We start from the raw sequence: 26,185 nt of genomic DNA on the forward strand, positions 1-26,185 counted from the left end.
ACACCGCTGCCGACACCGCCCGGAGCCGCCGATGTCCGTCACCCGACGCAGCCTGCTCGCCGCCGGCGCGATCGCCTTCAGCGGGACGCTCGGCGCGCTGTTCGCCGGCGGCGCCCCCGCCCCGGCCCGGGCCGCCGGGGCCGGGCGGGGGTACGGGCCGCTGCTCCCCGACCCGCGCGGGCTGCTCGACCTGCCCGCGGGGTTCGGCTACCGGGTGCTCTCGCGCGCGGGCGGTCCGCTGCGCTCCGGCGAGGGCGCCGTCCCGGCGAACTGCGACGGCATGGCCGCCTTCGACGCCGGCGGCGGCCGCGTGCGGCTGGTCCGCAACCACGAGAACCGGGCCACCGCGGCCCTGCGCGTCCCCGCCGTGCCGGGACTGACGTACGACCCCGAGGCCCTGGGCGGCTGCACGGCCCTGGAACTCGACGCGGCCGGGAAGGTCACCGGCGAGCGGGTCGCCCTCGCCGGCACCGCCGTCAACTGCGCGGGCGGCCGGACCCCCTGGAACACCTGGCTGAGCTGCGAGGAGACCGAGGACCGCGCGGGCACCTCGGGCCATACCAAGGACCACGGCTACGTCTTCGAGGTGGACCCCGCCGACCCGCACCGCTCGGGGGCGGTCCCGCTCACCGCGATGGGCCGCTTCGCGCACGAGGCCGTCGCCGTGGACCCGTACCGCGGGGTCGTCTACGAGACGGAGGACGCCTTCATCAAGCCCTTCGGGCTGTTCTACCGCTTCCTGCCGGCCCGGCCGCTCGGAGGGCTCGGCTCGCTGCGGGCGGGGGGCGCCCTGGAGGCCCTGCGCGTGCCGGGGATCGCGGACCTCGCCCTGGTGGACGAGCCGGGGGCGGAGTTCCCGGTGGAGTGGGTGCCCGTACCGGACCCCTACGCGGCCGGGACCCCGATCCGGCTCCAGGACTTCGGGCCGGGCGGGATCACCCACGCGCAGAAGCTGGAGGGCTGCTACTGGGGCGGCTCGGGCGTCCACTTCGTCTCCAGCTACGCCCGCACGGGCGAGGGCGCGTCCGCCGACCACCACGGGCAGGTGTGGTTCTACGATCCGCGCCGGGCCCGGCTCCGGCTGGACGTGCTCTTCGGCCCGGCCGCCGACGTCGCGCTGCCCGGGGACTCCCCCGACAACATCTGCCTGGCCCCGGACGGCGGCCTGATGGTGTGCGAGGACGGCGGCGGGTACCAGTACGTCTTCGGCGTGACGGAGGGCGGCGAGGTCTATCCGGTGGCCCGCAACGCCGAGGACATCGGACGGCCGGGGGCCCCGGAGTGGGGGGAGTTCGCCGGGGTCACCTTCTCCCCCGACGGACGCACGATGTACGTCAACGCCTACACGCCGGGCACCACCTTCGCGGTGACGGGCCCCTGGCGCCGCTGACCGGGGGGCCCGAGGGGTAACTGGGAGTGCCGCACACGGTCACTTGTCACATAGTCATATAGTTTGCGTGCGTGACCATTTCTGTGCGCAACGTGGTGGCCTCGGCCGCTCTCAGTGCCGCCCTCACCGCTTCCCTCGCGGGATGCGGGGGCGCCTCCGGCACCACGGACGCAGGCCGCGAAGCCCGCCTGGGCACGCCGGCGGCGTCCGCCCCCGCGGATTCCGCCCCCGGCGCCGGCGCCGCCTCCCAGAGCCCTTCCCCCAACGCCCCGCAGGCCGGTGCCCCCGCCAGGCCTCCGACCCTGGCCCCCGGCCCGAACGGCCTGACCCCGGTCTTCGAGCGCGCGAAGCAGCAGACGGACAAGACCGTGGCGCTGACCTTCGACGCCGACATGACCTCCGACCAGGGGCCGCGCGCCGCGGACGGGGAACACTTCGACAACCCGCAGCTGATCTCGGCCCTGCGCACGCTCAAGGTGCCCTCGACGGTCTTCATGACGGGCCGCTGGGCCGAGGAGTACCCGGACCAGACGAAGTCCATCGGCACCGACCCGAACTTCGAGATCGCGAACCACTCGTACAGCCACCACGCCTTCAAGTCCCCCTGCTACGGGCTGCCCGCGCTCGACGGCGCCGCCGCCCGCGCCGACGTGGACCGCGCCTTCGCCGCCTTCCGGCAGGCGGGGGCCGTCAACACCGTGCCGTACTTCCGCTTCCCCGGCGGCTGCTACGACGACCAGGCGCTGCGGGCCCTGTCCACGGCCAAGGTCACGGCCGTCCAGTGGGACGTGGTCAGCGGGGACGCCTTCGCGAAGGACCCGGACGCGGTGGCCGAACAGGTCCTTGCAGGGGTGAAGCCCGGCTCGGTGGTGGTCATGCACTGCACGCGCAGCGCCGCCCCGGTCACCGAGGAGGCCGTCCGGAAGATCGTCCCTGAGCTGCGCAAGCGCGGCTACCGGTTCGTGAAGGTCTCCGAGCTCATCGGGAAGTGACCGGCGGCCGGGCCCTTCAGCCCGAACAGGCGGTGCGCTGCGCGTCCTGCCACTCGCACACCGGGCACAGCACCACGCACGGTGTCGCGACCCCGTACTCGGTGGGCTTGCCGCACTCCAGGCAGTCCGCGTAGGGCGGCCCGTCCATCCGCCCGGCCGGGGCGGCGGGGGCGGAGCAGTTCGACGGCGTCCCGTTCGGCTGGTCCATGCGTACGAGCCTACCGGCGGGGGGGGGGATCCGGCGGCGAACAGCCTTCGGAGAACTGCTGCCGGGACACTGGTAGGAAACTTTCCTTCCTGTTAAGGTCCCGGGCGGCGGCTAGGCGCGGTGCCCACCCCCACGGGCATGACGCGCTCAGCGAGAGCTCTGACCCGGCCGCCGCGGTGCAGTCCCCTGCCCGCCCGCGGGCAGGGGACGGCACCGCCCGCGCCAGTGCCCAGCTCTCGCCCCCCTCGAAGCAGGGAGTTCCAGCCATGCGCCCGAACACCTCCGACCGGCCGCCTCTGTTACGTGGCGGACTCCGCACCCTCCTCCTCTCCGGCGTCACCGCACTCGCGCTCGTCTGCGGGCTCCTCCTGGCCTGGCCCGACCGTGCCGGGGCCGCCGCCGACCCCCTCATATCCCGCGGGAAGCCCGCCACCGCGTCCTCCACCGAGACCTCGTCGCTGGGCGCGAAGAACGCCTTCGACGGCGACCCGGCCACCCGCTGGGCCAGCACCGAGGGCAAGGACCCGCAGTGGATCCGGGTCGACCTCGGCCCCGGGGCCACCGTCTCGCGGGTACGGCTCACCTGGGAGGCCGCCTACGCCAAGGCGTACCGCGTCGAGGTCTCCACCGACGGCGCCGCCTGGACCCCGCTGGCCACCGAGGCCGCGGGCAACGGCGGCGTCGACGACTGGACCGGCCTGTCCGGGAAGGGCCGGTACCTGCGCGTCCAGGGCACCGCTCGCGGTACCTCGTACGGCTACTCGCTCTTCGAAGCCGAGGTGTACGGCACCGTCGAGGGCGGTCCGCCGCCGGGCGGCGCCTTCACGGTCGTCGCCGCCGGTGACATCGCCGCGCAGTGCACGTCCTCCGACAGCGGATGCGCACACCCCAGGACCGCCGCGCTCGCCCGGCAGATCGACCCGAAGTTCTATCTGACGATGGGCGACAACCAGTACGACGACGCCAGGCTCTCCGACTTCCGCGCCTACTACGACAAGAGCTGGGGCGCCTTCAAGGCCAAGACCCGCCCCGTGCCGGGCAACCACGAGACCTACGACCCGGCCGGCCCGCTCGCCGGGTACAAGTCGTACTTCGGGAGCATCGCCTTCCCTCAGGGCAAGAGCTGGTACAGCTACGAGGAGGGCAACTGGCACTTCATCGCCCTCGACTCCAACTCCTTCGACCAGGCCGCCCAGATCGACTGGCTCAAGGCCGATCTCGCCGCCAACGCCAAGCGGTGCGTCGCCGCCTACTGGCACCACCCGCTGTTCTCCTCCGGCGGGCACGGCAACGACCCGGTCTCCAAGCCGGTCTGGAAGATCCTTTACGCCGCGAAGGCAGACCTCGTCCTGGGCGGCCACGACCACCACTACGAGCGGTTCGCCCCGCAGGACCCGGAGGGCCGGGCGACCGCCGACGGGATCGTGGAGATCGTCGGCGGGATGGGCGGCGCCGAGCCCTACCCGATCGAGGAGATCCAGCCCAACAGCCAGAAGCGGATCAGCGGACCGTACGGCGTGGTGAAGCTCGACTTCACCGACTCCGGTTACGGATGGACCTACGTCGCGACCGACGGCCAGGTCAAGGACACCAGCCCGAAGTACAGCTGCCACTGATGTACCTGGCCGCCAACGGCCGCCCGGACGCGCCGCCCCGTACACCGATGGCCGGGCGGCGCGTCCCCTCCGCCGTCCTCGCGCTCGGCGCGGTCAGCCTCGTCACCGACGTCTCCTCGGAGATGGTCACGGCGGTGCTGCCGCTCTACCTCGTCCTGGACCTGGGCCTGACTCCCCTCCAGTTCGGCTTCCTGGACGGGATGTTCAACGGGGCGACCGCCCTCGTGCGGCTGCTCGGCGGGCGGCTCGCCGACCGTCGCGGCCATCACAAGCGGGTCGCCGGCGTCGGCTACCTGCTCTCCGCGCTGTCCCGGCTCGGGCTGCTCCTCGCCGGGGGCGCCACCGCCGGGATCGCCGCCGCGCTCGCCGCCGACCGCCTCGGCAAGGGCATCCGCACCGCCCCGCGCGACGCCCTGATCTCGCTCAGCGGGCCCCCGGAGACGCTCGGCCGGTCCTTCGGCGTGCACCGTGCCATGGACACCACGGGCGCCCTCCTCGGGCCGCTCGCCGCGTTCGCCGTGCTGTGGGCGACCGCCGACGCCTACGACGCGGTGTTCGCCGTCAGCTTCTGCACCGGCCTGCTCGGAGTGCTCCTGCTCGTCCTGTACGTCCCGGCCGCGGCCACGGCCGTGCCCGGACCCGCGCGCCCGCCCAGGACCGCGGCCCTGCGCGACCCCGTCTTCCGCCGCGTCCTGTACGCCGCGGCCCTGCTCGGCGCCACCACCATCGGCGACGCCTTCCTCTACCTGCTGCTCCTGCGCGGTCTCGACCTGCCGCCCGCCCTGTTCGCGCTGCTGCCGCTCGGCGCCGCCGCCGTCTACCTCCTGCTCGCCGTCCCCGCGGGCCGGTTCGCCGACCGGTCCGGACGACGGCCGGCCTTCCTGCTCGGGCACGGCGCCCTGCTCTGCGCGTACGCCGTGCTGCTGGCGCCCGTCTCCTGGCCGACCGTCGTCGCCGTCCTGGCCCTGCTGGGGATCTTCTACGCCGGCACGGACGGCGTCCTCATGGCACTGGCCGCGCCGGCGCTGCCCGCGCAGGGCCGGGCGGGCGTCCTCGCGCTGCTGCAGACCGGCCAGGCACTGGCCCGGCTGCTCGGCGCCGCCGGGTTCGGGGCGGCCTGGACCCTCTGGGGACAGCGGCCCGCCCTGTGGGCGGGCGTCCTCGCGCTGACCGGGGCGCTCGTGGCCGCCTCGCGCATCCTGCCCGCCGCTCCCCCGACCACCCCGGAGGCATCGTGAACCCCCCGTCCCGACGGCTGCGCCTGACCTTCGTCATCGCCGCGGTCCTGCTGCTGGCGGGAGGCTCGCTGGGCTACGTCCTGCACGCGCGGCACCGGGAGCGGCCGCCCGGGCAGCAGGCCGACGCCTCCTTCACCCTCGCGGAACCCGGCCTCTACTTCCGGGACTCGGCCGGCGGACGGGTCGCGCGCCAGGGCGGCCCGGGCCTGCCGCGGGTGACGGGCGGCCCTTCCTGCGACCGCTTCCACGCCGCCGGCGAGCACGCCCTGTGCCTGCGCAAGCTGCCCGGGGTCCCGCCCCGCACCGATGCCCTCGTACTCGACCGGCGGCTGCGCGAGATCCGCCGGGTGACCGTGCCCGGCATCCCCAACCGGGCCCGCGTCTCCGCCTCGGGGCAGCTCCTGTCCTGGACGACCTTCACGACCGGCGACTCCTACGCCACCACCGCGTTCTCCACCCGGACGGCGATCCTGGACCTGCGCACCGGCTACCTGGTCAAGTCGATGGAGCAGATCCCGTTGACCCTCGGCGGGGTCCGCCACCACGACTCCGACGTCAACTACTGGGGCGTCACCTTCGCCGCCGACGACAACCGCTTCTACGCCACCGTCTCCACCCGGGGCACCACCCACCTGGTCGAGGGAGACCTGCGCGCCTGGTCGGCGAAGGCACTGCGGGAGAACGCCGAATGCCCGTCGCTGTCACCGGACGGCAGGCGCGTCGCCTTCAAGAAGAAGGTCTCCGACGACCCCCGGTCGCCCTGGCGGCTGTACGTCCTCGACCTCGCGACGATGCGCGAGCACCCGTCGGCCGAACCCCGCAGCGTCGACGACCAGGCCGCCTGGCTGGACGGCTCGACCCTCGCCTACGCGCTGCCGGGACAGGACGGTCGCGCGAGCGACATCTGGTCGGCCCGGGAGGACGGCACGGGCGAGCCCCACCTCCTCGTCCCGGGCGGTTCGTCACCCGCTGGCATGGGCTGAGGGGCGTCGTGCCGCCTGTCGGCACGACACCCCTCAGGATCCTGGCTTACCTCAGACGACGGGGGTGTTCGGGAGGGGCGAGAACCCGCTGCCGCAAGCTCCCACGATGTTCGACGGCGCGAAAGCCGTGCTGTTGGTGGTGCATACGGCCTGGTGCTGTGCCCCGTTCTGGGTCAGCAGCGTGATGTAGAGGAGACCCGGGTTGCTCTCGGTGACCGAGGTCGCGGTGCCGATGACGCACGTCGGCGCGTTGGCGAGAGTGCCGAGGTTGATCCACACGCCCGGGTTCCGGCTGTCGTTGAGGAACGAGTTCCCTTGCGCGTCGCTCGCGACACGGAAGATCACGCCGCTCGGGAAGTTGACGAAGTCCGGAGCGGCGGAGCTGACGTCGCGTGCGCCGCACTTCTTGCCCGCCGCCATGGAGCTACCGGGATCCGCGGTGCTCCCCGGGCCGTCGTCGGCGACCGCGGACGGGACCATGAGCGCCCCGAGCAGTACCGCTCCCGATACGACCGACATGCCCCGCGCAGCCCAAGCCAGCTTCCTCATGTGCTTCCTTTCCTGGAGGGGAGGCCCTCCGCCGCATGCGGAGTGGCCACTTCTACGGGACCGGGCATCCCCGTACCCGACCGAGCGGTCACGGAAGGTTATTCATCATCACTCTTTGGAACCGCGAGACACTTCGAATGGCGGCGGCCGGGCACCCATCTGCCCGGGGCTGCCCGAGCCGGCTCCGAAGACACCGGGAGGCGACGGTGCGCCGGGCCGGGCGGGCTTTCGCGGACCCGTTCTAGCCGTTCCGCGCGGCGGCGAGGCAGGCCGCCGCACCCGCCGCGCCCGCCAGGAGCAGCGCCCCCGCGAGAGCCGTGAACGGCAGTGGTACGGCGCCCGAGCGCGCCCCCGTGGCCAGGGCTGACAGCACACCGCGGGCCGGGGAGGGCGCGAGGACCAGGGCCAGCAGGGAGCCGAGGGCCGCGGCGAGGACCCCGTAGCCGCGGCGCCGCACCAGCGGCCTGCTGCACAGCGCCCCCACGGCGGCGCCGGTCAGCGCGCACACCGCCACCGCCAGGCCGCCCGCGAGGGCGGTCCGGGCGGGGTCGAGCCCGGCCCGGTCACCGAGCAGCAGCGCCACGGCCGCGCCCGCCGCGCCGGTGAGCAGCGCCCCGGCGAGGGCGGTGAGCAGGGCCGCCGCGTGCACCCGTACCGGACCGGCTGCGGCGGCCGTGACGTCGCGGGCCGCGGCCGGCTCGTTGCCGACGCAGATCCGGACCAGCCAGGCCGTGAGCGGGACCAGGCCCACGGCCGCGTAGCCGAGGGAGTCCAGTACCGGGTCGCCCGGCCGGATCCCGACGGCCACGAAGGCGGCGTACAGGGCGAAGGGGGCGAGCCAGCGCTGGGAGCGCAGCAGCAGGGCGCCCTGGTAGCGGAGCAGAGCGGTCACGGCAGTTCCTCCACGGCGCGGACGTGCCAGGGCGGCCGGGCGGTGAGCAGGACGCGCAGGACCTCGTCGGAGCGCGCGCCGTCCATGGTCAGCACCACGGCGCCGTCGGGGCCGGGGCGCCCGTCGAGCCCCGGCGGCAGCGGGCCGCCGGGCGGTCCGGCGGCGCGGATCCGTACGCGGGGCCCCGCCGGCCCGGACCGGGGAACGGGAACCAGCGCGGCCCCCTCGACCCGGTAGTGCGCGTCGGGGGCGCCCGCGAGCCGGCTCGGGTCGTGGTCGACGAACACCACGGTGGCTCCTGCGGCCGTGCGTTCGGCGACGGCGAGGTCCAGCTCGGCGCGGGCCGCGGCGTCCAGCCCGGTCCAGGCTTCGTCGAGGACGAGCAGACCCGGTTCGGCGAGCAGGGCCTGGGCGACGGCCACCTTCTGGCTGGTCCCCTTGGACAGTTCGGCCATCGGGGTGCGGGCGTGACCCGCGGCTCCGAACCGCTCCAGCCGGTCGGCCGCCCGCCGGGCCGCCTCGGCGCGCGGGAGCCCGTGCACCCGGCCCAGGTGGGTCAGGTAGGAAAGGGCTGTGAGCGGCAGCGCCGCCGGGAAGCGCTCGGGTACGTAGACCGTCCCGCGCGGGCGGCCGTCGACGCGCCCCTCGGTCGGGGTGTCGATCCCGGCGACGAGGCGCAGCAGGGTGGACTTGCCGCCGCCGTTGCCGCCCTCGATCCGTACGAGGGCTCCGGGCGGCAGCTCCAGCGAGACCCCGCGCACCACCCAGGGCCGGCGTCGCCCGTAACGCCGGCCCACACCCGTGAGGTTCAGTGCGCGGCCGCCGTTTCGGTGACCTCGCTCGGGCGGACGATGACGAAGCCCTCGCCGCGCAGCATCAGCTGGACGGCCTCGCCGGAGCCGCCGCGGAGCATCGAGCCGACCGACTGGGAGCGGTGCAGGCCGGTCTCCAGCTGGGCGCTCCAGCCGACCACCGCGTCCGTGTCGACGTAGACCGGGGCCTGGGCGGTGACCGGGATGATGATCGGGTTGCCGTCACACATCACGGCGAGCTTGCCGGTGCCGGTGAAGAGGCTGTTGAAGAGGCCGCCGCCGGTCATGCCGGCGCCCTTCACCATCTTGATCTCGTAGGACAGGGTCGGGTCGAAGCAGAGCACGTTGCGGCCGTTGACGGTGAGGGCGTCGCCCGGCTCGAAGTCGATGATGAAGCAGTTGGCCGCCTGGTGGGCGAACCAGGCCTCGCCCTGGCCCCGTACGGACATGAGGGCCAGGCCCTCGCCCGTCACGGCGCGCTTGAGCATGCCGCCTATGCCCTGGCCCTTGCGCTCGAACTGGAGGTTGCCGCGGAAGGCGACCATCGAGCCCTGACGGGCCAGCATTTCACCGTTGACGTTGTACTTGACGGACTTGGCGTTCTGCAGGCTCATGCCGGGGGTGACGGCGGCCTGGGCCAGGTTCTCGGACGCGAAAAGATCACTCTTCATGCCGCCGATCCTCACCCGCGGCGAGCACCCGGGGCATCCTCCTTGAGGTGGAGCCTGGCATCCTTGGCGGGATGAGCAGCCAGCACACGAACGACATCTCCGACGTGCCCGCGGTCGGCGCGGACAGCCCCTTCCGGCAGGAGCACGCCCTGCGCGACGAGGCCCCGCAGTTCGTCCTGCCGCTGGTGGTCCGGATCGAGAAGGCCGAGCCGCCGGCCCGGACGGACGCTTTGGAGACGGCGGCCCGCGCCGTGCTGGTCCTGCTGACCGACGAGCGGGCGCAGGGTGAGGGCGAGTGGGCCGAGGCGGTCCGCGACTGGCAGGACGCGCGGATCCGCAAGGTGGTCCGCCGGGCCCGCGGGGCGGAGTGGCGCAAGGCGCAGACCCTGCCGGGTGTCACGGTGCACGGTGACACCTCGGAGGTACGGGTCTTCCCGCCGGTGCCCCTGGACGGCTGGCCCAAGGAGCTCGCGAAGCTCCAGGTGTCCGGAACCGATCTGGACGACCCGGAGCCGGTGGCCGCGGTCGAGGAGGCGGAGCTGCCGGTGCTGTGGCTCAACCCCGGCCTCGACATGTCGGCCGGCAAGGCGATGGCCCAGGCCGGGCACGCGGCGCAGCTGGCGTGGTGGGAGCTGACCGGCACGGAGCGCGCCGCCTGGCGGGAATCCGGCTTCCGGCTGGCCGTACGGACGGCCGCGCGCGAGCGGTGGGCGGAGCTGAGCGGGAGCGGGCTGCCGGTGGTCCGCGACGCCGGGTTCACCGAGATCGCGCCGGGCAGTGCGACGGTGGTCGCCGACCACCCGGCGCTGCGCGCCCGGCTCTGACGGCGCCGCTCGGACACCCCCCGCGTGCGCGGGAACCTCAAATGTTCCTCTGAACGTCCCCTGCTGCGGTTGGCTCGACTCCGTCGGGGCCATGACATCGGCACACGATGCGTTGAGAGGGGGCGAGGGGACATGAAGCCCATGGCACACCTGGGGGTGGGCATCGGCTGGCGGCCGGAGATCGCGGACGCCGTCGAGCGGCTGCCCGGCCTCGACTGGGTCGAGGTGGTGGCCGAGAACATCTGCCCGGGCCACCTGCCCGAGGCACTGCTGCGGCTGCGCGAGCGCGGCACGCGCGTCGTGCCGCACGGGGTCTCGCTCGGCCTGGGCGGCGCCGACCGGCCGGACCCGGCGAAGCTGGCGGCGCTCGGCGAGCGGGCGGTGGCGCTGGGGGCGCCGCTCGTCACCGAGCACATCGCCTTCGTACGGACCTCCTCGCCGGTGCTGGAGGCCGGGCACCTGCTGCCGGTGCCGCGCACGCGGGACGCGCTGGACGTGCTGTGCGAGAACGTACGGATCGCGCAGGACGCGCTGCCCGTACCGCTGGCGCTGGAGAACATCGCGGCGCTGTTCTCGTGGCCGGGCGAGGAGCTGACCGAGGGGCAGTTCCTCACGGAACTGGTCGAGCGGACCGGTGTCCGGCTGCTCATCGACGTGGCCAACCTGCACACCAACCGGGTCAACCGGGGCGAGGACCCCGCGGCCGTGCTGGACGCGATCCCGCTGGAGGCGCTGGCGTACGTGCACGTGGCGGGCGGGGTCGAGCGGGGCGACGTCTGGCACGACACGCACGCGCACCCGGTGCCGCCGGTGGTGCTCGACCTCCTCGCCGCACTCCGCTCCCGGGTTGACCCGCCGGGCGTGCTGCTGGAGCGGGACGACGACTTCCCGCCGGAGGCGGAGCTCGCGGGCGAACTGGCGGCGATCCGGGCGGTGGTGACGGCCGGCCCCGCGGGGCAGGTCCGGACGGAGACCGCGCCGGAAGCCGCCGAAGGGCCGCAGAGCGTGCGGGAGGCCGCCGACGGGCCGGAGAGCGCGCCGGAACCGGCCGAGGGGCCCGGGGGCCGCGTCGCCCCCGAGCCCGCCCGGACCCGGGTCGCGCTCGGGCAGGCCGCTCTGCTGTCTGCGCTGGTCGCCGGGACGCCCGTACCCGAGGGCTTCGACCGCGGGCGCATCCGGGTGCAGGCCCGGGCGCTGGCGGCCAAGCGGGCCGACGTGGTGGCCAGGCTGGCTCCCGAGCTGCCCGGGATCCTGGGCGGCCGCGACCCGTACCGCGAGGCGTTCCTCGCGTACGCCAAGGGCCGCCCGATGACCGCCGGGTACCGGCGGGACGCGCTGGACTTCGCCGAGCACCTGCTGATCCGGGACCTGCCGGCCGATCCGGCCGCCCGGCGCCGGCTCACCGCCTGGTGGCGGGAACGGGCCGGGGTGCGGCCGCCCCGACGGGTGGTCCGCTGGGCCCGGGCGCTCGCGGGGAGGGCGGCATGAACCTCCTCGCCGTGGCGGTCTGGATCGCCGTCGTCGTCTCCTCCGTCCTGCTCCTGCGCGGGGTGCGCAGGGGGCGTCCCGTTTCGGCGGGGCCCGCCGCCGGTCTCCACGACCTGTCCGAGGCCGCCTTCGTGGTGGGCGGGCCCGGCACCGTCGTGGACGCCGCGCTCGTCGCGATGCTCGGCGACGGCCGCCTGGTGGTCGGCGGCCCGGGCATCGTCCAGGTGCGCCCCGGGGCGCGAGCCTCCGACCCGGCCGAGCGCGCCGTGCTCCAGGCCCACCACGGGGCTCCCTCGGGCTGGCTGTACCAGGTGCGCTACACCGCCATGTGCGACCCGGCCGTCCAGGAGATCGGCGACGTGCTGGCCGACCGCGGGCTGGTGTCCCCGCCCGGATCCGGGCGGACCTGGCGGCGCAGGGGGCTGGTCCAGGCCGCCGTCTGCGCGCTCCTGATCCCGGTGTCGCTGGTGCTGACCTTCGTCGGACTCGCCCTCGATCGCGGCGCCCAGGTGCCGTTCGTCGTGAAGGTGCTGCCCGTGCTGGTGATCGGCATCGTCCTGGGCCTGATCGGCGCGGTCCGGGCCAGGAGCCGGGTCACGCGGGCGGGGCTGCGTGCGCTGCGGGCGCTGCGCTCCGCGTACGTGAACGACCGGACCCCGTACGTGCAGACCGCCCTGTTCGGGCTGCGCGGCCTGCGGGACCCGTACCTGCTCCAGCAGCTGGTGCCCGCCGCCCGCGGCACCCGGCTGGCCGCGGCGCAGTCGGGCGCGCACTCCCACCACACCCACTCGTCGTCGTACGGATCCGCGGCCGAGGTGCTGCCGGTGGTCTGGTGCGCCATGAGCGACGGGGGTGGGGGCGGCGGTTCGAGCTGCGGTGCCTCGGGCGGCGGCTGCGGCTCCTCCGGCAGCAGTTGCGGAGGCGGCAGCTCCAGCTGCGGCGGATCATCCGGTTCCAGCTGTTCGAGCAGTTCGGGTTCCAGCTGTTCCAGCAGTTCGAGTTCGAGCTGTTCCAGCAGTTCCTGATACGCCGGCAGGGGCCATGGCGGCCGACACCCGCCGGTGATCCTTTACAACGAACACGGTCCGGCCTCTCATCACTTCATACGATGAGAGGCAGGCCCTGTCATGCGGACGAGACTCGCGCGCCACGGAGCCGCCGTGGCGGCGCTCACCCTCGCCCTGTGCACCCCCACCGCCGGCGCCGCACCGGCCCCGGATGCCGCCGGGGCCGCCGGGGCCGCCGGGGCCGAGTCGGCCGGCGCCGCGCTCGCCGCCCGCCGCGCCGCCACCGCCGGGCTCGACTTCCGCGCCTGCCCCGACGTCGAGGGGCTCCCCGCCGCGGTCCGCTGCGCCACCCTGCGCGTACCGCTCGACTACGCCCGCCCCGACGGCCCGCAGATCTCCCTCACCGTCAGCCGGGTCACCGCCACCCGCGCCCGCGGAGCGGTCCGCCAGGGCGCGCTCGTCCACAACCCCGGCGGCCCCGGAGCCTCCGGGACGTCCTTCCCGCTCGTCGCCGGACTGCCCGAATGGGAGCGCATCGCCGCCGCCTACGACCTCGTCGGCTACGCCCCGCGCGGCGTCGGCCGCTCCGCCCCGCTGTCCTGCCAGGACCCCTCCGCCCGCACCACGGGCCCCACCCAGGAGCCCGCCGACCCCTCCCCCGCGTACAAGAGGCGGCGCCTCGAGGCCGCCCGGGCCTACGCACGCGGCTGCGCGCTGCGGGCCGGCGCGGCCCTGCCGTACTACTCGACCCTGAACAACGCCCGCGATCTGCACGTCCTGCGTGCCGCGCTCGGCGAGCGGAAGCTGACCTTCATGGGCGCCTCGTACGGCACCTACCTCGGCGCCGTCTACGCCGCCCTCCATCCCGGCCACGTCCGCCGGATGGTCCTCGACTCGGCGGTCGATCCCGACCCGCGCCGCGTCTGGTACCGCAACAACCTCGCCCAGGCGGCCGGCTTCGAGCGCCGCTGGTACGACTTCCGCGCCTGGGCCGCCCGGCACCACGGCACGTACCGCCTGGGCGCCACCCCGGCGGCCGTGCAGGCGAGCTACGAGCGGGTCCGGGACGCGGTGGCCCGTACGCCCGCCGGCGGAAGGGTCGGCACCGGCGAACTCCGGGCCGCCTACCTCCAGGCCGCGTACTACGACGACGTATGGCCGGAGCGGGCGTCGGCCCTGGCCGCCTTCCTCCGCGGCGATCCGGCGGAACTGGCCGCCCAGGCCGCCCCGGACCCGGCCGCGGCGGCCGAAGCGGAGAACGCGACGGCCGTCTACACGGCGGTGCTGTGCAACGACGCCCCCTGGCCCGCGGACTGGGAGACCTGGGACCGCGACAACACCGAGCTGGCCCGCACGGCCCCCTTCGAGACCTGGGCCAATGCCTTCCTGAACCTGCCGTGCGCCTCCTGGCCGGTGCCCGGGCGGCAGCGGCCGGTGGCGGTCGAACGGCCGGCCCTGTTGCCGCGGACGCTGGTGGTCGCGGCGGAGCGGGACGGGGCGACCCCGTACCCGGGGGCGCTGGAGCTGCAGCGGCGGCTGGGCGCCGGGGCCGCGCTGGTGACGGAGGCGGGGTCCGGCTCGCACGGAGTGGTCGGCGGACGCAACGACTGCGTGGACCGTCACGTGGAGCGGTATCTGCTGACGGGCGCCACCCCGGGGTGGCGTGTCACATGTGCGCCGCATCCGGAGCCCGCACCGGTGTCGCTGGACGACCGGGCAGCGAGCGCCCGCAGGGCGCTGCTGCCGCCAGTCGTCTGAACTTCCGGGCGGGATCTCCGGCTGCGTCGTTTCGGGGGCAGGGCCTCCCGATCCACCGGAGGAACTCACCTGACGGTGTGGTCGTCCTCCGGTCCTTCCCCCCAGGGGAGGTATCAGGCGAGCCCGGCCACCAGATCGGCGACGGACTTGCGGCGTCCGGTGTAGAAGGGCACCTCTTCCCGGACGTGCATGCGGGCCTCGGAGGCGCGCAGGTGACGCATGAGGTCGACGATGCGGTACAGCTCGTCCGCCTCGAAGGCCAGCATCCACTCGTAGTCGCCCAGCGAGAAGGAGGCGACGGTGTTGGCGCGGACGTCGGGGTAGCCGCGGGCCATCTTGCCGTGGTCGGCGAGCATGCGGCGGCGGTCCTCGTCCGGCAGCAGGTACCAGTCGTAACTGCGCACGAAGGGGTACACGCTGACGTAGTCGCGCGCGACCTCGTCGGCGAGGAAGGCCGGGATGTGCGACTTGTTGAACTCGGCCGGGCGGTGCAGGGCCATGTTCGACCACACCGGCTCCAGCGCGCGGCCCAGCTTGGTGCGGCGGAACAGGTTGTACGCGGTCTGCAGCTCGTCCGCGGTCTCCGCGTGCCACCAGATCATGATGTCGGCGTCGGCGCGCAGGCCGGAGACGTCATAGGTGCCGCGGACGGTGATGTCCTTGGCGGCCAGCTGGTCGAACAGCTCCTGGACCTCGTCGGCGAAACCGGCGCGGTTCTCGGGCAGGACGTCCTTCAGCTTGAAGACGGACCACAGGGTGTAGCGGATGACCTCGTTGAGGTCCTTCGCCTTCTTCCCCGCGTTGGGAATCTTCTCTGGTGCAGTCATGTTCCTATTGTCCCGTGCGCTGATCAGTGGTCGGCGCCAGGGGTGCCGTACGCGCACCGAGCGAGGCGAGCACCGCCTCCGCGGCCCGGCCGGCGCCGGCGATGCAGGCCGGGATGCCCACTCCGTCGTACAGCGCGCCGCACACGGCGAGACCCGGCAGGGCGGCGACGGCGCCGCGGATCCGGGCCACCCGGTCGAGGTGGCCGACCGGGTACTGGGGCAGCCCGCCGTCCCAGCGGGTGACGGTGGAGGCGACCGGCCGGGCCGCGAGGCCCACGGCCTCGCCGAGGTCGGCGAGGGAGACGTCGACCAGCTCGCCGTCCTCGCGCCCCAGGTCGGCCTCGTCCGCGTACCGGCCCACCGAGGTGCGCAGCAGGAAGAGCTCGGGATCCGCCCCGACCCAGGCCCACTTGTTGCTGGAGAAGGTGGAGGCCTTGATGGTCCGGCCGTCGACGGGCGGTACGAGGAACCCGCTGGCGCCCCCGCCGGCGACGGCGGCCGGCAGGTCGGAGCGGCGGAAGGCCATGGTGACCAGGGCCATCGAGGCGTATTCGACCCCGCGCAGCTCGGCCGCGGCGGTGGGCGCGAGCCCGTCCAGCAGGCGTGCGGCGGGCCCGGCCGGGGTGGCCAGGATCACGCCGTCGGCTTCGATCGTCCCGGCGGTTCCGACGGTTCCGGCGCCGGCCACGATCCGCCAGCCTGCGGGCGTACGCGTGACCTCGGTGACGGGTGCGCCGGTGACGATCCGCGCGCCGGCCGCGCGGCAGGCCTCGGCCACGGCGAGCGGGAGCCGTCCGATGCCGCCGTCGATCCCGGCGAAGACCGGACCGGCCTGCTGGGGACCGGCCGCCGCCCTCCGCTGCAGTTCCCGTACCCCGTCGGAGAGCAGCGCGTGCGTCCGGGCGGCCTCGAAGAGCTGGGGCACGGCGGCCCGCATGGAGATGCGGTAGGCGTTGCCCGCGTAGACCCCGCCGAGCAGCGGCTCCACCAGCCGGTCGACGACCTCGTGGCCGAGCCGGGCGGCGACGTACGCGCCGACGGCGACGTCCTCGCCGATCTCGGTGGGCGCGAGCGTGCGCTCGGCCTCGATGCGGGCCAGTCCCTCCGGGGAGAGCACCCCGGAGGCGGCGAGCGGCCCCAGGTCGCCCGGGACCCCCATGACGTGTCCGCGCGGCATCGGCCGCAGCGCTCCCCGGGTCCACAGGTGTGCGGTGGCGGTGGCGGGCGGCTGCACGGCTTCGCCGAGTCCCACGGCCCGGGCGAGGTCCACGCCTTCGGGGCGGCGGGCCAGCATGGATTCGGCGCCCAGGTCGACGCGGGCCCCGGCGAGCTCGCCTGCGTACAGCTTGCCGCCGAGGCGCGGTCCGGCCTCCAGCAGCGTGACGCGGGCGCCTTCGGCGAGCAGCCGGTGGGCCGCCGCGAGGCCCGCGATGCCGCCGCCGATGACGACGACGTGGCCGGGGGAGCCCGCCGGGCCCGGCCGATCCGTACGCATGTCCGCTTCGTGCATGGACACATCGTCTCAGACCGATCTCCGAGGCCGGACCGTGACCGCATCGGGACCGGCCCGGGACCGTGGAAGCGAAACCCGCGACGGGACTCTGTACGTCGAAACGGCAACACCAGCCGATCATCGGGGGTTTGCAAGATGAGTGCTCTGCACCGACACCGTTCCGCCGCGGCCCTGGCCGCCCTCTCCCTGGCCGGGGCGCTCGCGCTCACCGGCTGCGGCGCGGACGCCGGGGGCAAGACGTCCTCGGCCGACCGGGCGGCGGTCGCACCGGCGCCCGCCCAGGACGGCAAGGCACCCCAGGGTGCGGAGGGCGCCAGGGGCGCCGCGGCGGCCCCGTCGGCCGCCCCGGCCGACAAGAACGCCCCGCCGGCGGCTTCGGTCCGCCCGAACGTGATCCGTACGGCGACGCTCGGCATCGAGACGACGGACGCCCAGAAGGCCCTCGCCGCCGCCCGCGCCGCGGCCGACGGGGCGGGCGGCTACGTCGGCAACGAGTCCACCAAACGCGGCGGGGACGGCCGGATGACCTCGACGGTGACCCTGCGGGTGCCCGGCGAGCGCTACGACTCGGTGCTCAGCGCCATGGAGGGCAGCGGGAAGCTCCTGCACCGCAAGGTCGACGCGCAGGACGTCACCGAGAAGGTCGCCGACATCGGCAGCCGCGTCGCGTCGCAGCAGGCGAGCGTGGCGCGGGTGCGGGAGATGATGGGCAAGGCCACGGCCCTGAGCGACGTGGTGATGCTGGAGAGCGAGCTGAGCCGGCGCCAGTCCGACCTGGAATCGCTGCAGGCGCAGCAGACGGCGCTGAAGGACCAGACCTCGATGGGCACCATCACGCTGGAGGTCACGGAGCCCGCCCCGAAGCCGGAGGTCACGGAGAAGAAGGAGAAGGAGCCCACGTTCCTGGACGCCCTGCGCGGCGGCTGGGAGGTCTTCACCACGGTCGTGCGGTACCTGACGGTGGCGGTGGGCGCGCTGCTGCCGTTCGCGCTGACGGCGGCGCTGGTGGTGGCGCTGGTCCGGCTGTACCGCCGGCGGCGTCCGGCGCGCCCGAAGGCGGCCCAGGTCACGGCCCCGGTCCCGCAGCGGACCGCGGCCCAGGTCCCCGCGGCCCAGGTCCCCGCGCCCCGGACGCCGGCTCCGGACACCGAGGCCGACGTGTAGGACTGAACGCGCGTTCGCCCGTAGCGTGTTCACCATCCGATGACGGGGTGAAGGGGCGGTACGGACGATGGCGACGGAACGACTGGTGGTGGTCGGCGGTGACGCGGCGGGGATGTCCGCCGCGTCACAGGCCCGCAGGCTCAAGGGCCCGGCGGAGCTGGAGATCGTCGCCTTCGAGCGCGGGCACTTCACCTCGTACTCCGCGTGCGGCATCCCGTACTGGGTCGGCGGCCGGGTCGCCGGGCGCGACGAGCTGATCGCCCGCACCCCCGAGGAACACCGCGCCCGCGGCATCGACCTGCGCACCCGCACGGAGGTCGTGGAGCTGGACCTGCCCGGATCCCGGGTCCGCGCCCGCGATCTGGACAGCGGATCCGAATCCTGGACGGCCTACGACAAGCTCGTCCTGGCCACGGGAGCCCGCCCCGTCCGCCCCCGGCTCCCCGGCATCGGCGCGCACGGGGTCCACGGCATCCAGACCCTGGACGACGGCCAGCGCCTGATGGACTCACTGGAGCGCACCGAAGGCGCCGGGGGCCGGCGGGCGGTCGTCGTCGGCGCGGGCTACATCGGCGTGGAGATGGCGGAGGCCCTGGTGGGGCGGGGCTTCGAGGTCACCGTCCTGCACCGGGGCGCGCAGCCGATGGCCACGCTGGACCCGGACATGGGCGGCCTGGTGCACACCGCGATGAACCGCATGGGGATCCGTACGGTCTCCCGCGCGGAGGTGACGAAGATCCTCACGGACGAGCAGGGCCGGGCCCGTGCGGTGGCCACGGCCGCGGGCGAGGAGTACGAGGCGGACGTGGTCGTGCTCGGCATCGGCGTGGAGCCCCGTACGGCCCTCGCCCGCGCCGCGGGCCTGCCGCTCGGCCCGTCGGGCGGCATCCTCACGGACCTCTCGATGCGCGTCCGGGGCCACGAGAACATCTGGTCGGGCGGCGACTGCGTGGAGGTCCTGGACCTGATCGCGGGCCGCACCCGGCACATCCCGCTGGGCACGCACGCCAACAAGCACGGGCAGGTCATCGGCTCGGGCGTGGGCGGCGGCTACGCGACCTTCCCCGGGGTCGTCGGCACGGCGGTCAGCAAGGTCTGCGACCTGGAGATCGCCCGTACGGGACTGCGCGAGCGCGACGCCCTGGAGGCGGGCCTGCGCTTCGTGACGGCCACGATCACCTCCACGACCACGGCGGGCTACTACCCGGGCGCGGCGGAGATGACGGTCAAGATGCTGGCGGAACGCCGAACGGGCCGGCTGCTCGGGGTCCAGATCGTCGGCGGCGCGGGGTCCGCGAAGCGGGTGGACATCGCGGCGGTCGCCCTTACGGCCGGCATGACGGTGGATCAGATGGTCACCCTCGACCTGGGCTACGCCCCACCCTTCTCCCCGGTCTGGGACCCCATCCTGGTGGCGGCCCGCAAGGCCGTCTCCGCGGTCCGCTCGGCGGGGGTCTAGGTCGCGCGCAGTTCGGAGCGGACGAGTTCCAGCAGGCGGCCCGTCCAGTTGCGGCCGCCGCGGGGGCCCTCGTCGCGCCAGTAGGGGGCGTCGGAGTGGCCCGTGTAGAGGATTCCGGCTTCTCCGGTGGCGATCAGGAGTTCCGCGAGGCGGGGGTGCTGCCCGAACTTGGCGCGCAGCAGCCCGGCCATGACCGCGAGCCGGACGGCCGGCCAGTCGGCGCGCCGCGCCGCCCGGCCGCCCAGCTCCTGCGCCTCGTGCGCGGTCGCGGCGGCGCGGATCCGGTCGTGGTCGTCCCGGTCGGCGGCGGAGCGGGCCCAGTAGCCGTGGAGCACGGTGGGGTAGGTCTCCCCCTCGTACGTGAAGGGGGCGTCGTAGTCGTTGCGCAGCACGAAGTCGCCGAGCTCGGCCGGCCAGCCCTGCGGATACACGGTCTGGTGCAGGACCACCGGGGGCTGCGGGACGCCGGCCGGGTCGTCCGCGTACAGGACGCCCTGCCGCTTCCCCTCCCGCTCGACGCCCGCGTCCTGGTCGGTGAAGTACGCGCGGGCCGCTCGGTGCATCTCCTCCGTCACCACCGGCCCGTCTCCGTCCACCGCCTCCCCCGGGTCGGTCACCAGGATCCGCAGCGGCCGGTCCTGGCGGTCCATGTCGCCCAGGACGTAGACCCGCAGGTGCGCGGGGACGGCGAGGTACGCGTCCCGGAGCCGGGCCCGGTGCTCCTGCGTCGGCTCCGCCACGTAGGAGCGGATGGCGTCCCGGCACCGGTCGGCCGCCGCCGGCCTGCCGGCCAGCCGGGCGATCTCGTCGGCGACTTCCAGGAGGAAGCTCTCGTCCGTCCGCCGTTCCGGGCTGCGGGACCGCCATTTCGACGGCTCGGCGGGCCGCTCCCGGGCGCCCGGCCGGTCCAGCGCGAGCTTCCCGGAGGCCAGCAGCCTCCCCAGCCCGGCGAGGTCGGTCGCCTCGTACCGCCCGCGGGTGATCCTGCCGTCCGCGTAGACGAAGAGGTGCTCGGTGTGGTGCTCGTCCAGCCAGTCGTGCTTGCTCCACACGAGGCACCAGGCCCCGTCGATGGTCTCTCCGTCGGATATGCGAAACGTCGGCCCGTGCCATGTCATGCGCGGCACAGTACCGACGTTTCGATCTTGCTCGGCTCAGCGGGCCGTCTTGGTGTGGACGTACTCCACCAGGCGGGTCAGCGCGTCGGGGTCGGTCGTCGGGAGGACGCCGTGGCCCAGGTTGAAGACGTGGCCTTCCAGGCCGGCCGCGGCCGCGAGGACCTCGTCCGTCTTGGCCTCGACCGCCTCCGGTGTGGAGAAGAGCACCGCGGGGTCCAGGTTGCCCTGGAGCGCCTTGCCGGGGCCCACGCGGCGGACGGCCTCGTCCAGCGAGACCCGGTAGTCGACGCCCATGACGTCGGCGCCGGCCTCACCCATCAGGCCGAGGAGCTCGCCCGTGCCCACGCCGAAGTGGATGCGCGGGACCCCGTACGAGGCGACGGACTCCAGGACCTTCGCCGACGCGGGCATCACCGAGCGGCGGTAGTCCGCCGGGGCGAGCGCGCCGACCCAGGAGTCGAAGAGCTGGACGGCGGAGGCTCCGGCCTCGATCTGGACCTTGAGGAAGGCGGAGGTGATCTCCGCGAGGCGGTCCAGCAGGTCGGCCCACAGCTGCGGGTCCCCGTACATGAGGGCCTTGGTGTGCTCGTGGTTCTTCGAGGGACCGCCCTCGACGAGGTAGCTCGCGAGGGTGAAAGGCGCGCCCGCGAAACCGATCAACGGCGTGGAGCCCAGTTCACCCGTGAGCATGCCGATCGCCTCGGTGACGTACGAGACGTCCTCGGGGGTGAGGTCGCGCAGTTGTGCGAGGTCCTCGCGGCGGCGGATCGGCTGGGCCACGACCGGGCCGATGCCCGGCTTGATGTCCAGGTCGACGCCGATGGCCTTGAGCGGGACCACGATGTCGGAGAAGAAGATCGCCGCGTCGACGTCGTGGCGCCGTACCGGCTGCAGGGTGATCTCGGTGACCAGGTCGGGCCGCATGCAGGATTCCAGCATCTGCGTGCCCTCGCGCAGCTTGCGGTACTCCGGGAGCGAGCGCCCGGCCTGCCGCATGAACCACACCGGGGTGTGCGGCACCGGCTCGCGCCGGCACGCCTTCAGGAAGGCGGAATCGTACGTCTGACTCGGCTGGCCCGTCGGGCGATCGTTGGCACTCACGACCCAAATCTTCGCACGTATGAAGAAGTGCCCGACCCGGCGCGGGTGTCCCTGCGCCGTACGGCCGCACATACCGCCTAGTCTTCCCCGCATGGCTGCGGCTCAGGGACGATTTTCAGATGGCGCTGACGGTGTGGACAGCGCGAAGGAGAGCTCCGTCCCGCTCCCGTTCCGCCGGGCGGTCGACGGCTTGAAGAAGGCGCGGCTGCGCCCGGGCATCGAGATCGACCCGACGAAACCGCCCCAGAGACTGGCCCCGCACGCCTACGCGCTGGAGGCCGCGGTGGTGGACGGCGAGGACGACCTCGCCGACGGCCGGCTGATCCTGCTCCACGATCCGGCCGGGCACGACGCCTGGCACGGGACCTTCCGGCTGGTGACGCTCGTACGGGCGGAGCTGGAGCCGGAGATGGCGGCGGACCCGCTCCTCCCCGAGGTGTGCTGGTCCTGGCTGACCGGGGCGCTCGACGCGCGCGGGCTGACGTACGGGGAGGCGAGCGGGACCGTGACCATGGCGAGCTCGCACTACTTCGGCGGGCTCGCGGAGCGGCGCCCGGCCACACAGATCGAGATCAGAGCCTCGTGGACGCCCCGCGAGGGGGTGGGCGGGGTGCCGGACACCTCGGCGCACCTGTCGGCGTGGTGCGAGCTGCTGTGCCAGATCGCGGGTCTGCCGCCGGTGGGTCCGACGGACACCGTCACGGGCGTGGTCTCCCTGCCACAGCGGCGCGGTCCGCACCACCCGTAGCCGCACGGCCGTACGGACGCCCCCGCGAACCACCCCGTGCGGTGGGTGTCGGAAGGCGGCGTCCCTTGTGGGCTTCTGATCACCCGATGATCGATCGTGCGTCCGAATTGCCCGAATTGTTACTCACCAAATCGTGATCATTCCCTAAAGCCGGGCGGGTGACGTGCCGAAGGAGTCAGTGACCATCCGTACGGTTCGCACCGGCTTCCTTCCCCGAGCCGGCCGTCCCGCCACTCCCCCAGGAGGCCTAGGTGTCCGTTCTTCTCGAGCAGCCCGCAAGCCTGGTCGCCTACCGCCCGAACAAGCCGACGGCCATGGTCGTCGTGGCCGACCCGCGCGTCCGCTCCACCGTGACCCGCCATCTGTGGGCCCTCGGAGTACGTGACGTGATCGAGGCGTCGTCCATCGCGGAGGCCCGCCCCCGCGTCGGCAGCCCGCGCGACATCTGCGTGGCCGACGTACACCTGCCCGACGGTTCCGGTCTCACCCTGCTCTCCGAGACCCGCGCAGCCGGCTGGCCCAACGGCCTGGCCCTGTCCGCCGCCGACGACATCGGCGCCGTACGCAACGCCCTCGCGGGCGGAGTGAAGGGCTACGTCGTCACCGGTACGCGGACCAACATCGGGCTCCCCACCCGCCCCGGCGCCGCCCCCATCGGCGCCGCGGCCGCCCGTATGCACCGCCGCCCCCCGGGTGCCCCGAGCCACCCGGGCGGCTACCGAGAGCTCTCCGGCCGCGAGGTCGAGGTCCTGCGCCTCGTCGCGGAGGGCCAGTCCAACAAGGCCATCGGCGTCTCGATGGGCCTGTCCGCCCTGACCGTCAAGTCCCACCTCGCCCGGATCGCCCGCAAGCTCGGCACCGGTGACCGCGCCGGAATGGTCGCCGTGGCGCTGCGCACCGGGATCATCCACTGAGCGCGGGGCGGAGCTCCCGGATAACCTCCCCCGGACTCCGTCCGGGGGAACCTCCGGGGATACCCCCGGAAAACTCCCCGCATACTGCCCGCGCCCGTCGCCGGAACGTTCCGGCGACGGGCGCGTCGTATACACGGATACCCTTGACCGGTGACCGACGCCCAAGAGACCGCAGCAGACCTGCGCACCACCACCGGGGGCGGCCCCCCGGACGACGTCGTTGTTCCGCCCGGTGGGGTGCCGATTCCGTTGCTGGAGCCCCGTGAGGGCATCCCGCCGGTGGTCGCCGACGCGGACGCCCTCGCCGAAGTGGTCGCGGCCTTCGCCGCGGGCACCGGCCCCGTCGCCGTCGACGCCGAGCGAGCCTCCGGATACCGCTACGGCCAGCGCGCCTACCTGGTGCAGCTGCGCCGCGAGGGTGCGGGGTCCGCGCTGATCGACCCGGTGGGCTGCCCCGACCTGTCCTCGCTGGGCGATGCCCTGTCCGGCACCGAGTGGATCCTGCACGCCGCCACCCAGGACCTGCCGTGCCTGCGCGAAATAGGCATGGTGCCCACCTCCCTCTTCGACACCGAGCTGGCCGGCCGCCTCGCCGGCTTCCCGCGGGTCGGACTCGGCGCGATGGTCGAGAGCGTGCTCGGCTACGCCCTGGAGAAGGGCCACTCCGCCGTCGACTGGTCCACCCGCCCGCTCCCCGAGCCGTGGCTGCGCTACGCAGCTCTGGACGTGGAGCTGCTGGTGGACCTGCGGGACGCACTGGAGAAGGAGCTGGACCGGCAGGGCAAGCTGGACTGGGCCCACCAGGAGTTCGACGCCATCGCCTCCGCCCCGCCCGCTCCGCCCCGCAAGGACCCGTGGCGCCGTACGTCCGGCATGCACAAGGTGCGCCGGCGCCGTCAGATGGCGGTCGTACGGGAGCTGTGGGAGTCGCGGGACCGGATCGCGCAGCGGCGCGACGTGTCGCCGGGCAAGGTGCTGGGCGATGCCGCGATCGTCGAGGCCGCCCTGGCCCTGCCCGCCAACGTGCACACCCTGTCCGCGCTGCCCGGCTACGGGCAGCGGATGGGCCGGCGCCAGCTGGACCAGTGGATGGCCGCCGTGGACCGGGCGAAGGCCCTGCCCGAGAACGAGCTGCCGCAGCCGGGGGCGACCCCGGCCGGTCCGCCGCCGCCGCGCTCCTGGGTGGACAAGGACCCGGCGGCCGCGGCCCGGCTGTCGGCGGCCCGTGCCGCCGTCTCGGCACTGGCGGAGGAGCTCAACCTGCCCCAGGAGAACCTGATCACCCCGGACACGGTCCGCCGGCTGTGCTGGGAGCCGCCGCAGCGGCTCGACGCGGACTCGGTGGCGCAGGCCCTGGCCGGCTACGGCGCCCGCGCCTGGCAGATCGAACAGGTAACGCCGGTCCTGGTCACGGCCCTGGCCGTGACCGCGTAGGAGGTCGCCGCCGTGCCCCCGGTCCGCGACGCGCGGACCGGGGGCACGGCCGGATCAGAGTGGTTGCTCGGTGTAGTCGCCGTCCGTGTCCATGTAGAAGGTCCCTTTCGTGTGGCCGTCGATCTCGGTGTGCTTGAGCCACTTCCGGGACAGGTGGTGGACGTGCTTGACCACCCGCTCCCAGGGGATCTGGTGACCCGCGCAGGCGACCTCGAAGTGCATCTTCTTCTGACCGGGGATGGCCTTGTAGAGCTCGGTGACCGAGAGGAAGGGATTGGTGCCCGGAGCGCTGTTCACCGTCTTGTCGTGCTCGCCGACGACGATGAGCACCGGCACCTTGTGGCCGAGGATGTTGTCCACCTTGGCGCCGGCCTTGTTCCAGCCCCACCAGAAGGCGTTGCGGAAGCGCAGCACGCCCGAGGGCACGCCGGACACCGGCGGCCCCCAGTTCCGGCCCACCACGTCACTCTCCATGATCGCCGCCCACACCGTCTCGACCATGCCCTCCTCACGCTGCTCGTCGCCGCAGCCGAGTTCCTTGTCCCAGGCGTCTTCGAAACCGTCCCGGCCGGCGATGTTCATCGGGAAGCTCCACAGGGAGGGCGGAGGGGGCAGCGCATCCGGCCGGTCCCACTTGGTGCCGGGCTTGCTGGTGGGTCCGTCCGGCCGGAAGACCGGGGCCAGCAGGAACAGGCTGGAGACGTTGTCCGGGTACTGGATGGCGTACGGGCCCAGCGCCACCGCGGCGGCGGACCAGCCGAAGAGGGCGACCTTCTCCACACCGCGCTCGGCCTTGATGTATTCGACGACACTGTGGACCTCGGCCCAGTCGCTCGCGGAGTCGCCGAGGTGCTTGGCGTACGACGGGGTGCAGGGGGCCGCCAGCGGGTGACCGTCGAGCAGGAGCTTCGCCTGCGGGACGGCACTGGTGTTGCACGGCTCGTTCATGACCGACGGGCGCGGCGAGCGGCCGTGGCCCTGGAGGTCCATGGCGAAGACGTCGAAGCCCGCCTTGGCGAGGAACTGCATCCAGTTGTACTCGCCGGTGCCCAGGTCCGCGCCGGGCAGCACGGGGACGCTGCGACCGTGCAGCATCAGGACGGCACTGCGCTGGGTGGGATTCTTCGTGCCGTCGCGCTCCCGGACGAAGAGTTTGATCACCTCGCCCTCGTTGACGGGGAGTGTGGAGGCGTGCTTGACCTCGTGGTCGACCGCCTTGATCAGCATGGCGGGGGTCTCCGTTCAGGTCGGCCGGGTACGGGGCGGGCGCCCCGTACCCGGCCAGAATCCGCAGGCGCGTGCGCCCCGTGCCATCGACAGGGCCGCCCGGACCGAGTGTTCGACCCGTTCGGGTAGCCCGGGGCGCTCCGATCGGACGGGCGCGAAGAGGGGGCGCGCGCGGGGTGCGGAGTGTGACCTTCACCGCTGTTCGGGGAGGGGGTGTGCACGTCGGTTACCGGCAAGTAGCATGGCCGGGTG

24 protein-coding genes are annotated in these 26,185 nt (G+C 74.0%); 14 read left to right on the forward strand and 10 right to left on the reverse strand.

Annotated elements, in window-relative coordinates:
• Positions 1-31: 31 nt before the first annotated feature.
• The gene (locus RIU97_RS09415; protein WP_404955120.1) at positions 32-1,390 is read left to right on the forward strand and encodes an alkaline phosphatase PhoX; all 1,359 of its coding nucleotides are present in this window, start codon (positions 32-34) and stop codon (positions 1,388-1,390) included.
• A gap of 71 nt (positions 1,391-1,461) precedes the next feature.
• Positions 1,462-2,382 (forward strand): polysaccharide deacetylase family protein, encoded by a 921-nt coding sequence (locus RIU97_RS09420; protein ID WP_404955122.1) that lies wholly within the window; start codon positions 1,462-1,464, stop codon positions 2,380-2,382.
• Between the two features lie 16 nt (positions 2,383-2,398).
• Here RIU97_RS09420 and RIU97_RS09425 read toward each other — a convergent pair whose 3' ends face one another.
• Positions 2,399-2,590, reverse strand: coding sequence for a hypothetical protein (locus RIU97_RS09425; RefSeq protein ID WP_404955124.1), 192 nt, complete (start codon positions 2,588-2,590; stop codon positions 2,399-2,401).
• 266 nt (positions 2,591-2,856) lie between these two features.
• On the opposite strand from RIU97_RS09425, the gene RIU97_RS09430 reads away from it, so the two are divergent.
• From RIU97_RS09430 to RIU97_RS09440, 3 genes are read left to right on the forward strand one after another with little or no spacing between them, the layout of a single operon-like run.
• The gene (locus tag RIU97_RS09430) at positions 2,857-4,206 is read left to right on the forward strand and encodes a discoidin domain-containing protein (protein WP_404955126.1); all 1,350 of its coding nucleotides are present in this window, start codon (positions 2,857-2,859) and stop codon (positions 4,204-4,206) included.
• Positions 4,206-5,444, forward strand: coding sequence for an MFS transporter (locus RIU97_RS09435; RefSeq protein ID WP_404955128.1), 1,239 nt, complete (start codon positions 4,206-4,208; stop codon positions 5,442-5,444). The genes RIU97_RS09430 and RIU97_RS09435 overlap by 1 nt, the downstream gene beginning before the upstream one ends.
• The gene (locus tag RIU97_RS09440; protein ID WP_404955130.1) at positions 5,441-6,427 is read left to right on the forward strand and encodes a TolB family protein; all 987 of its coding nucleotides are present in this window, start codon (positions 5,441-5,443) and stop codon (positions 6,425-6,427) included. Before RIU97_RS09435 ends, RIU97_RS09440 begins: the two co-directional genes overlap by 4 nt.
• Positions 6,428-6,478: 51 nt before the next feature.
• Here RIU97_RS09440 and RIU97_RS09445 read toward each other — a convergent pair whose 3' ends face one another.
• The 4 genes from RIU97_RS09445 to RIU97_RS09460 all read right to left on the reverse strand — a co-directional run bounded on the left by RIU97_RS09445 (position 6,479) and on the right by RIU97_RS09460 (position 9,351).
• Positions 6,479-6,976 (reverse strand): hypothetical protein, encoded by a 498-nt coding sequence (locus RIU97_RS09445; RefSeq protein WP_404955132.1) that lies wholly within the window; start codon positions 6,974-6,976, stop codon positions 6,479-6,481.
• A gap of 241 nt (positions 6,977-7,217) precedes the next feature.
• Positions 7,218-7,868 carry an ABC transporter gene (locus RIU97_RS09450; RefSeq protein ID WP_404955134.1) on the reverse strand — a complete coding sequence of 217 codons (651 nt, stop codon included), beginning with the start codon at positions 7,866-7,868 and terminating at the stop codon, positions 7,218-7,220.
• Positions 7,865-8,680, reverse strand: coding sequence for an ATP-binding cassette domain-containing protein (locus RIU97_RS09455; protein ID WP_404962798.1), 816 nt, complete (start codon positions 8,678-8,680; stop codon positions 7,865-7,867). Before RIU97_RS09455 ends, RIU97_RS09450 begins: the two co-directional genes overlap by 4 nt.
• On the reverse strand, positions 8,677-9,351 hold the full coding sequence (locus RIU97_RS09460; protein WP_404955136.1) for an AIM24 family protein: 675 nt from the start codon (positions 9,349-9,351) through the stop codon (positions 8,677-8,679). The genes RIU97_RS09455 and RIU97_RS09460 overlap by 4 nt, the downstream gene beginning before the upstream one ends.
• 71 nt (positions 9,352-9,422) lie before the next feature.
• Here RIU97_RS09460 and RIU97_RS09465 point away from each other — a divergent pair, with 71 nt between their 5' ends.
• From RIU97_RS09465 to RIU97_RS09480, 4 genes are all read left to right on the forward strand, one after another.
• A complete protein-coding gene (locus RIU97_RS09465) occupies positions 9,423-10,175 on the forward strand; it encodes an aminoacyl-tRNA hydrolase (RefSeq protein WP_404955138.1) in 753 nt (250 codons plus the stop codon).
• 132 nt (positions 10,176-10,307) lie between these two features.
• Positions 10,308-11,663, forward strand: a complete 1,356-nt coding sequence (locus tag RIU97_RS09470) for a DUF692 family multinuclear iron-containing protein (protein ID WP_404955140.1) — start codon at positions 10,308-10,310, stop codon at positions 11,661-11,663.
• Positions 11,660-12,688: a TIGR04222 domain-containing membrane protein gene (locus RIU97_RS09475; protein WP_404955143.1), complete on the forward strand. Its 1,029-nt coding sequence runs from the start codon at positions 11,660-11,662 to the stop codon at positions 12,686-12,688. Before RIU97_RS09470 ends, RIU97_RS09475 begins: the two co-directional genes overlap by 4 nt.
• Before the next feature lie 102 nt (positions 12,689-12,790).
• Positions 12,791-14,428: an alpha/beta fold hydrolase gene (locus RIU97_RS09480; RefSeq protein WP_404955146.1), complete on the forward strand. Its 1,638-nt coding sequence runs from the start codon at positions 12,791-12,793 to the stop codon at positions 14,426-14,428.
• Positions 14,429-14,541: 113 nt separating this feature from the next.
• On the opposite strand, the gene hemQ is transcribed toward RIU97_RS09480, so the two are convergent.
• Together hemQ and hemG are read right to left on the reverse strand one after the other, a co-directional pair.
• Positions 14,542-15,255, reverse strand: a complete 714-nt coding sequence (hemQ, locus tag RIU97_RS09485) for a hydrogen peroxide-dependent heme synthase (protein WP_030713537.1) — start codon at positions 15,253-15,255, stop codon at positions 14,542-14,544.
• Between the two features lie 4 nt (positions 15,256-15,259).
• The gene (hemG, locus tag RIU97_RS09490; RefSeq protein WP_404955148.1) at positions 15,260-16,765 is read right to left on the reverse strand and encodes a protoporphyrinogen oxidase; all 1,506 of its coding nucleotides are present in this window, start codon (positions 16,763-16,765) and stop codon (positions 15,260-15,262) included.
• Positions 16,766-16,903: 138 nt separating this feature from the next.
• Between hemG and RIU97_RS09495 the strand changes: the two genes are divergently transcribed.
• Both RIU97_RS09495 and RIU97_RS09500 read left to right on the forward strand, forming a co-directional pair.
• On the forward strand, positions 16,904-17,932 hold the full coding sequence (locus RIU97_RS09495; protein ID WP_404955150.1) for a DUF4349 domain-containing protein: 1,029 nt from the start codon (positions 16,904-16,906) through the stop codon (positions 17,930-17,932).
• Between the two features lie 67 nt (positions 17,933-17,999).
• Positions 18,000-19,391 carry an FAD-dependent oxidoreductase gene (locus RIU97_RS09500; protein ID WP_404955152.1) on the forward strand — a complete coding sequence of 464 codons (1,392 nt, stop codon included), beginning with the start codon at positions 18,000-18,002 and terminating at the stop codon, positions 19,389-19,391.
• Here RIU97_RS09500 and RIU97_RS09505 read toward each other — a convergent pair.
• Entirely contained in the window at positions 19,388-20,509 is a 1,122-nt protein-coding gene (locus tag RIU97_RS09505; RefSeq protein ID WP_404955154.1) for an NADAR family protein, read from the reverse strand. The two genes, RIU97_RS09500 and RIU97_RS09505, sit on opposite strands and share 4 nt — an antisense overlap.
• A gap of 36 nt (positions 20,510-20,545) precedes the next feature.
• A complete protein-coding gene (gene hemE, locus RIU97_RS09510; protein ID WP_404955156.1) occupies positions 20,546-21,610 on the reverse strand; it encodes a uroporphyrinogen decarboxylase in 1,065 nt (354 codons plus the stop codon).
• A gap of 91 nt (positions 21,611-21,701) precedes the next feature.
• On the opposite strand from hemE, the gene RIU97_RS09515 reads away from it, so the two are divergent.
• From RIU97_RS09515 to RIU97_RS09525, 3 genes are all read left to right on the forward strand, one after another.
• Positions 21,702-22,358: a DUF3000 domain-containing protein gene (locus RIU97_RS09515; RefSeq protein WP_404955158.1), complete on the forward strand. Its 657-nt coding sequence runs from the start codon at positions 21,702-21,704 to the stop codon at positions 22,356-22,358.
• 251 nt (positions 22,359-22,609) lie between these two features.
• Entirely contained in the window at positions 22,610-23,272 is a 663-nt protein-coding gene (locus RIU97_RS09520) for a response regulator transcription factor (protein WP_007267191.1), read from the forward strand.
• A gap of 150 nt (positions 23,273-23,422) precedes the next feature.
• Positions 23,423-24,706, forward strand: a complete 1,284-nt coding sequence (locus RIU97_RS09525) for an HRDC domain-containing protein (RefSeq protein ID WP_404955162.1) — start codon at positions 23,423-23,425, stop codon at positions 24,704-24,706.
• A gap of 54 nt (positions 24,707-24,760) precedes the next feature.
• Here RIU97_RS09525 and RIU97_RS09530 read toward each other — a convergent pair whose 3' ends face one another.
• Positions 24,761-25,933 carry an alpha/beta hydrolase gene (locus tag RIU97_RS09530; RefSeq protein ID WP_404955164.1) on the reverse strand — a complete coding sequence of 391 codons (1,173 nt, stop codon included), beginning with the start codon at positions 25,931-25,933 and terminating at the stop codon, positions 24,761-24,763.
• Positions 25,934-26,185: the final 252 nt, after the last annotated feature.

The sequence above is a fragment of the Streptomyces sp. 147326 genome (genome assembly GCF_045000215.1).
In the GTDB taxonomy this organism is placed as follows: domain Bacteria; phylum Actinomycetota; class Actinomycetes; order Streptomycetales; family Streptomycetaceae; genus Streptomyces.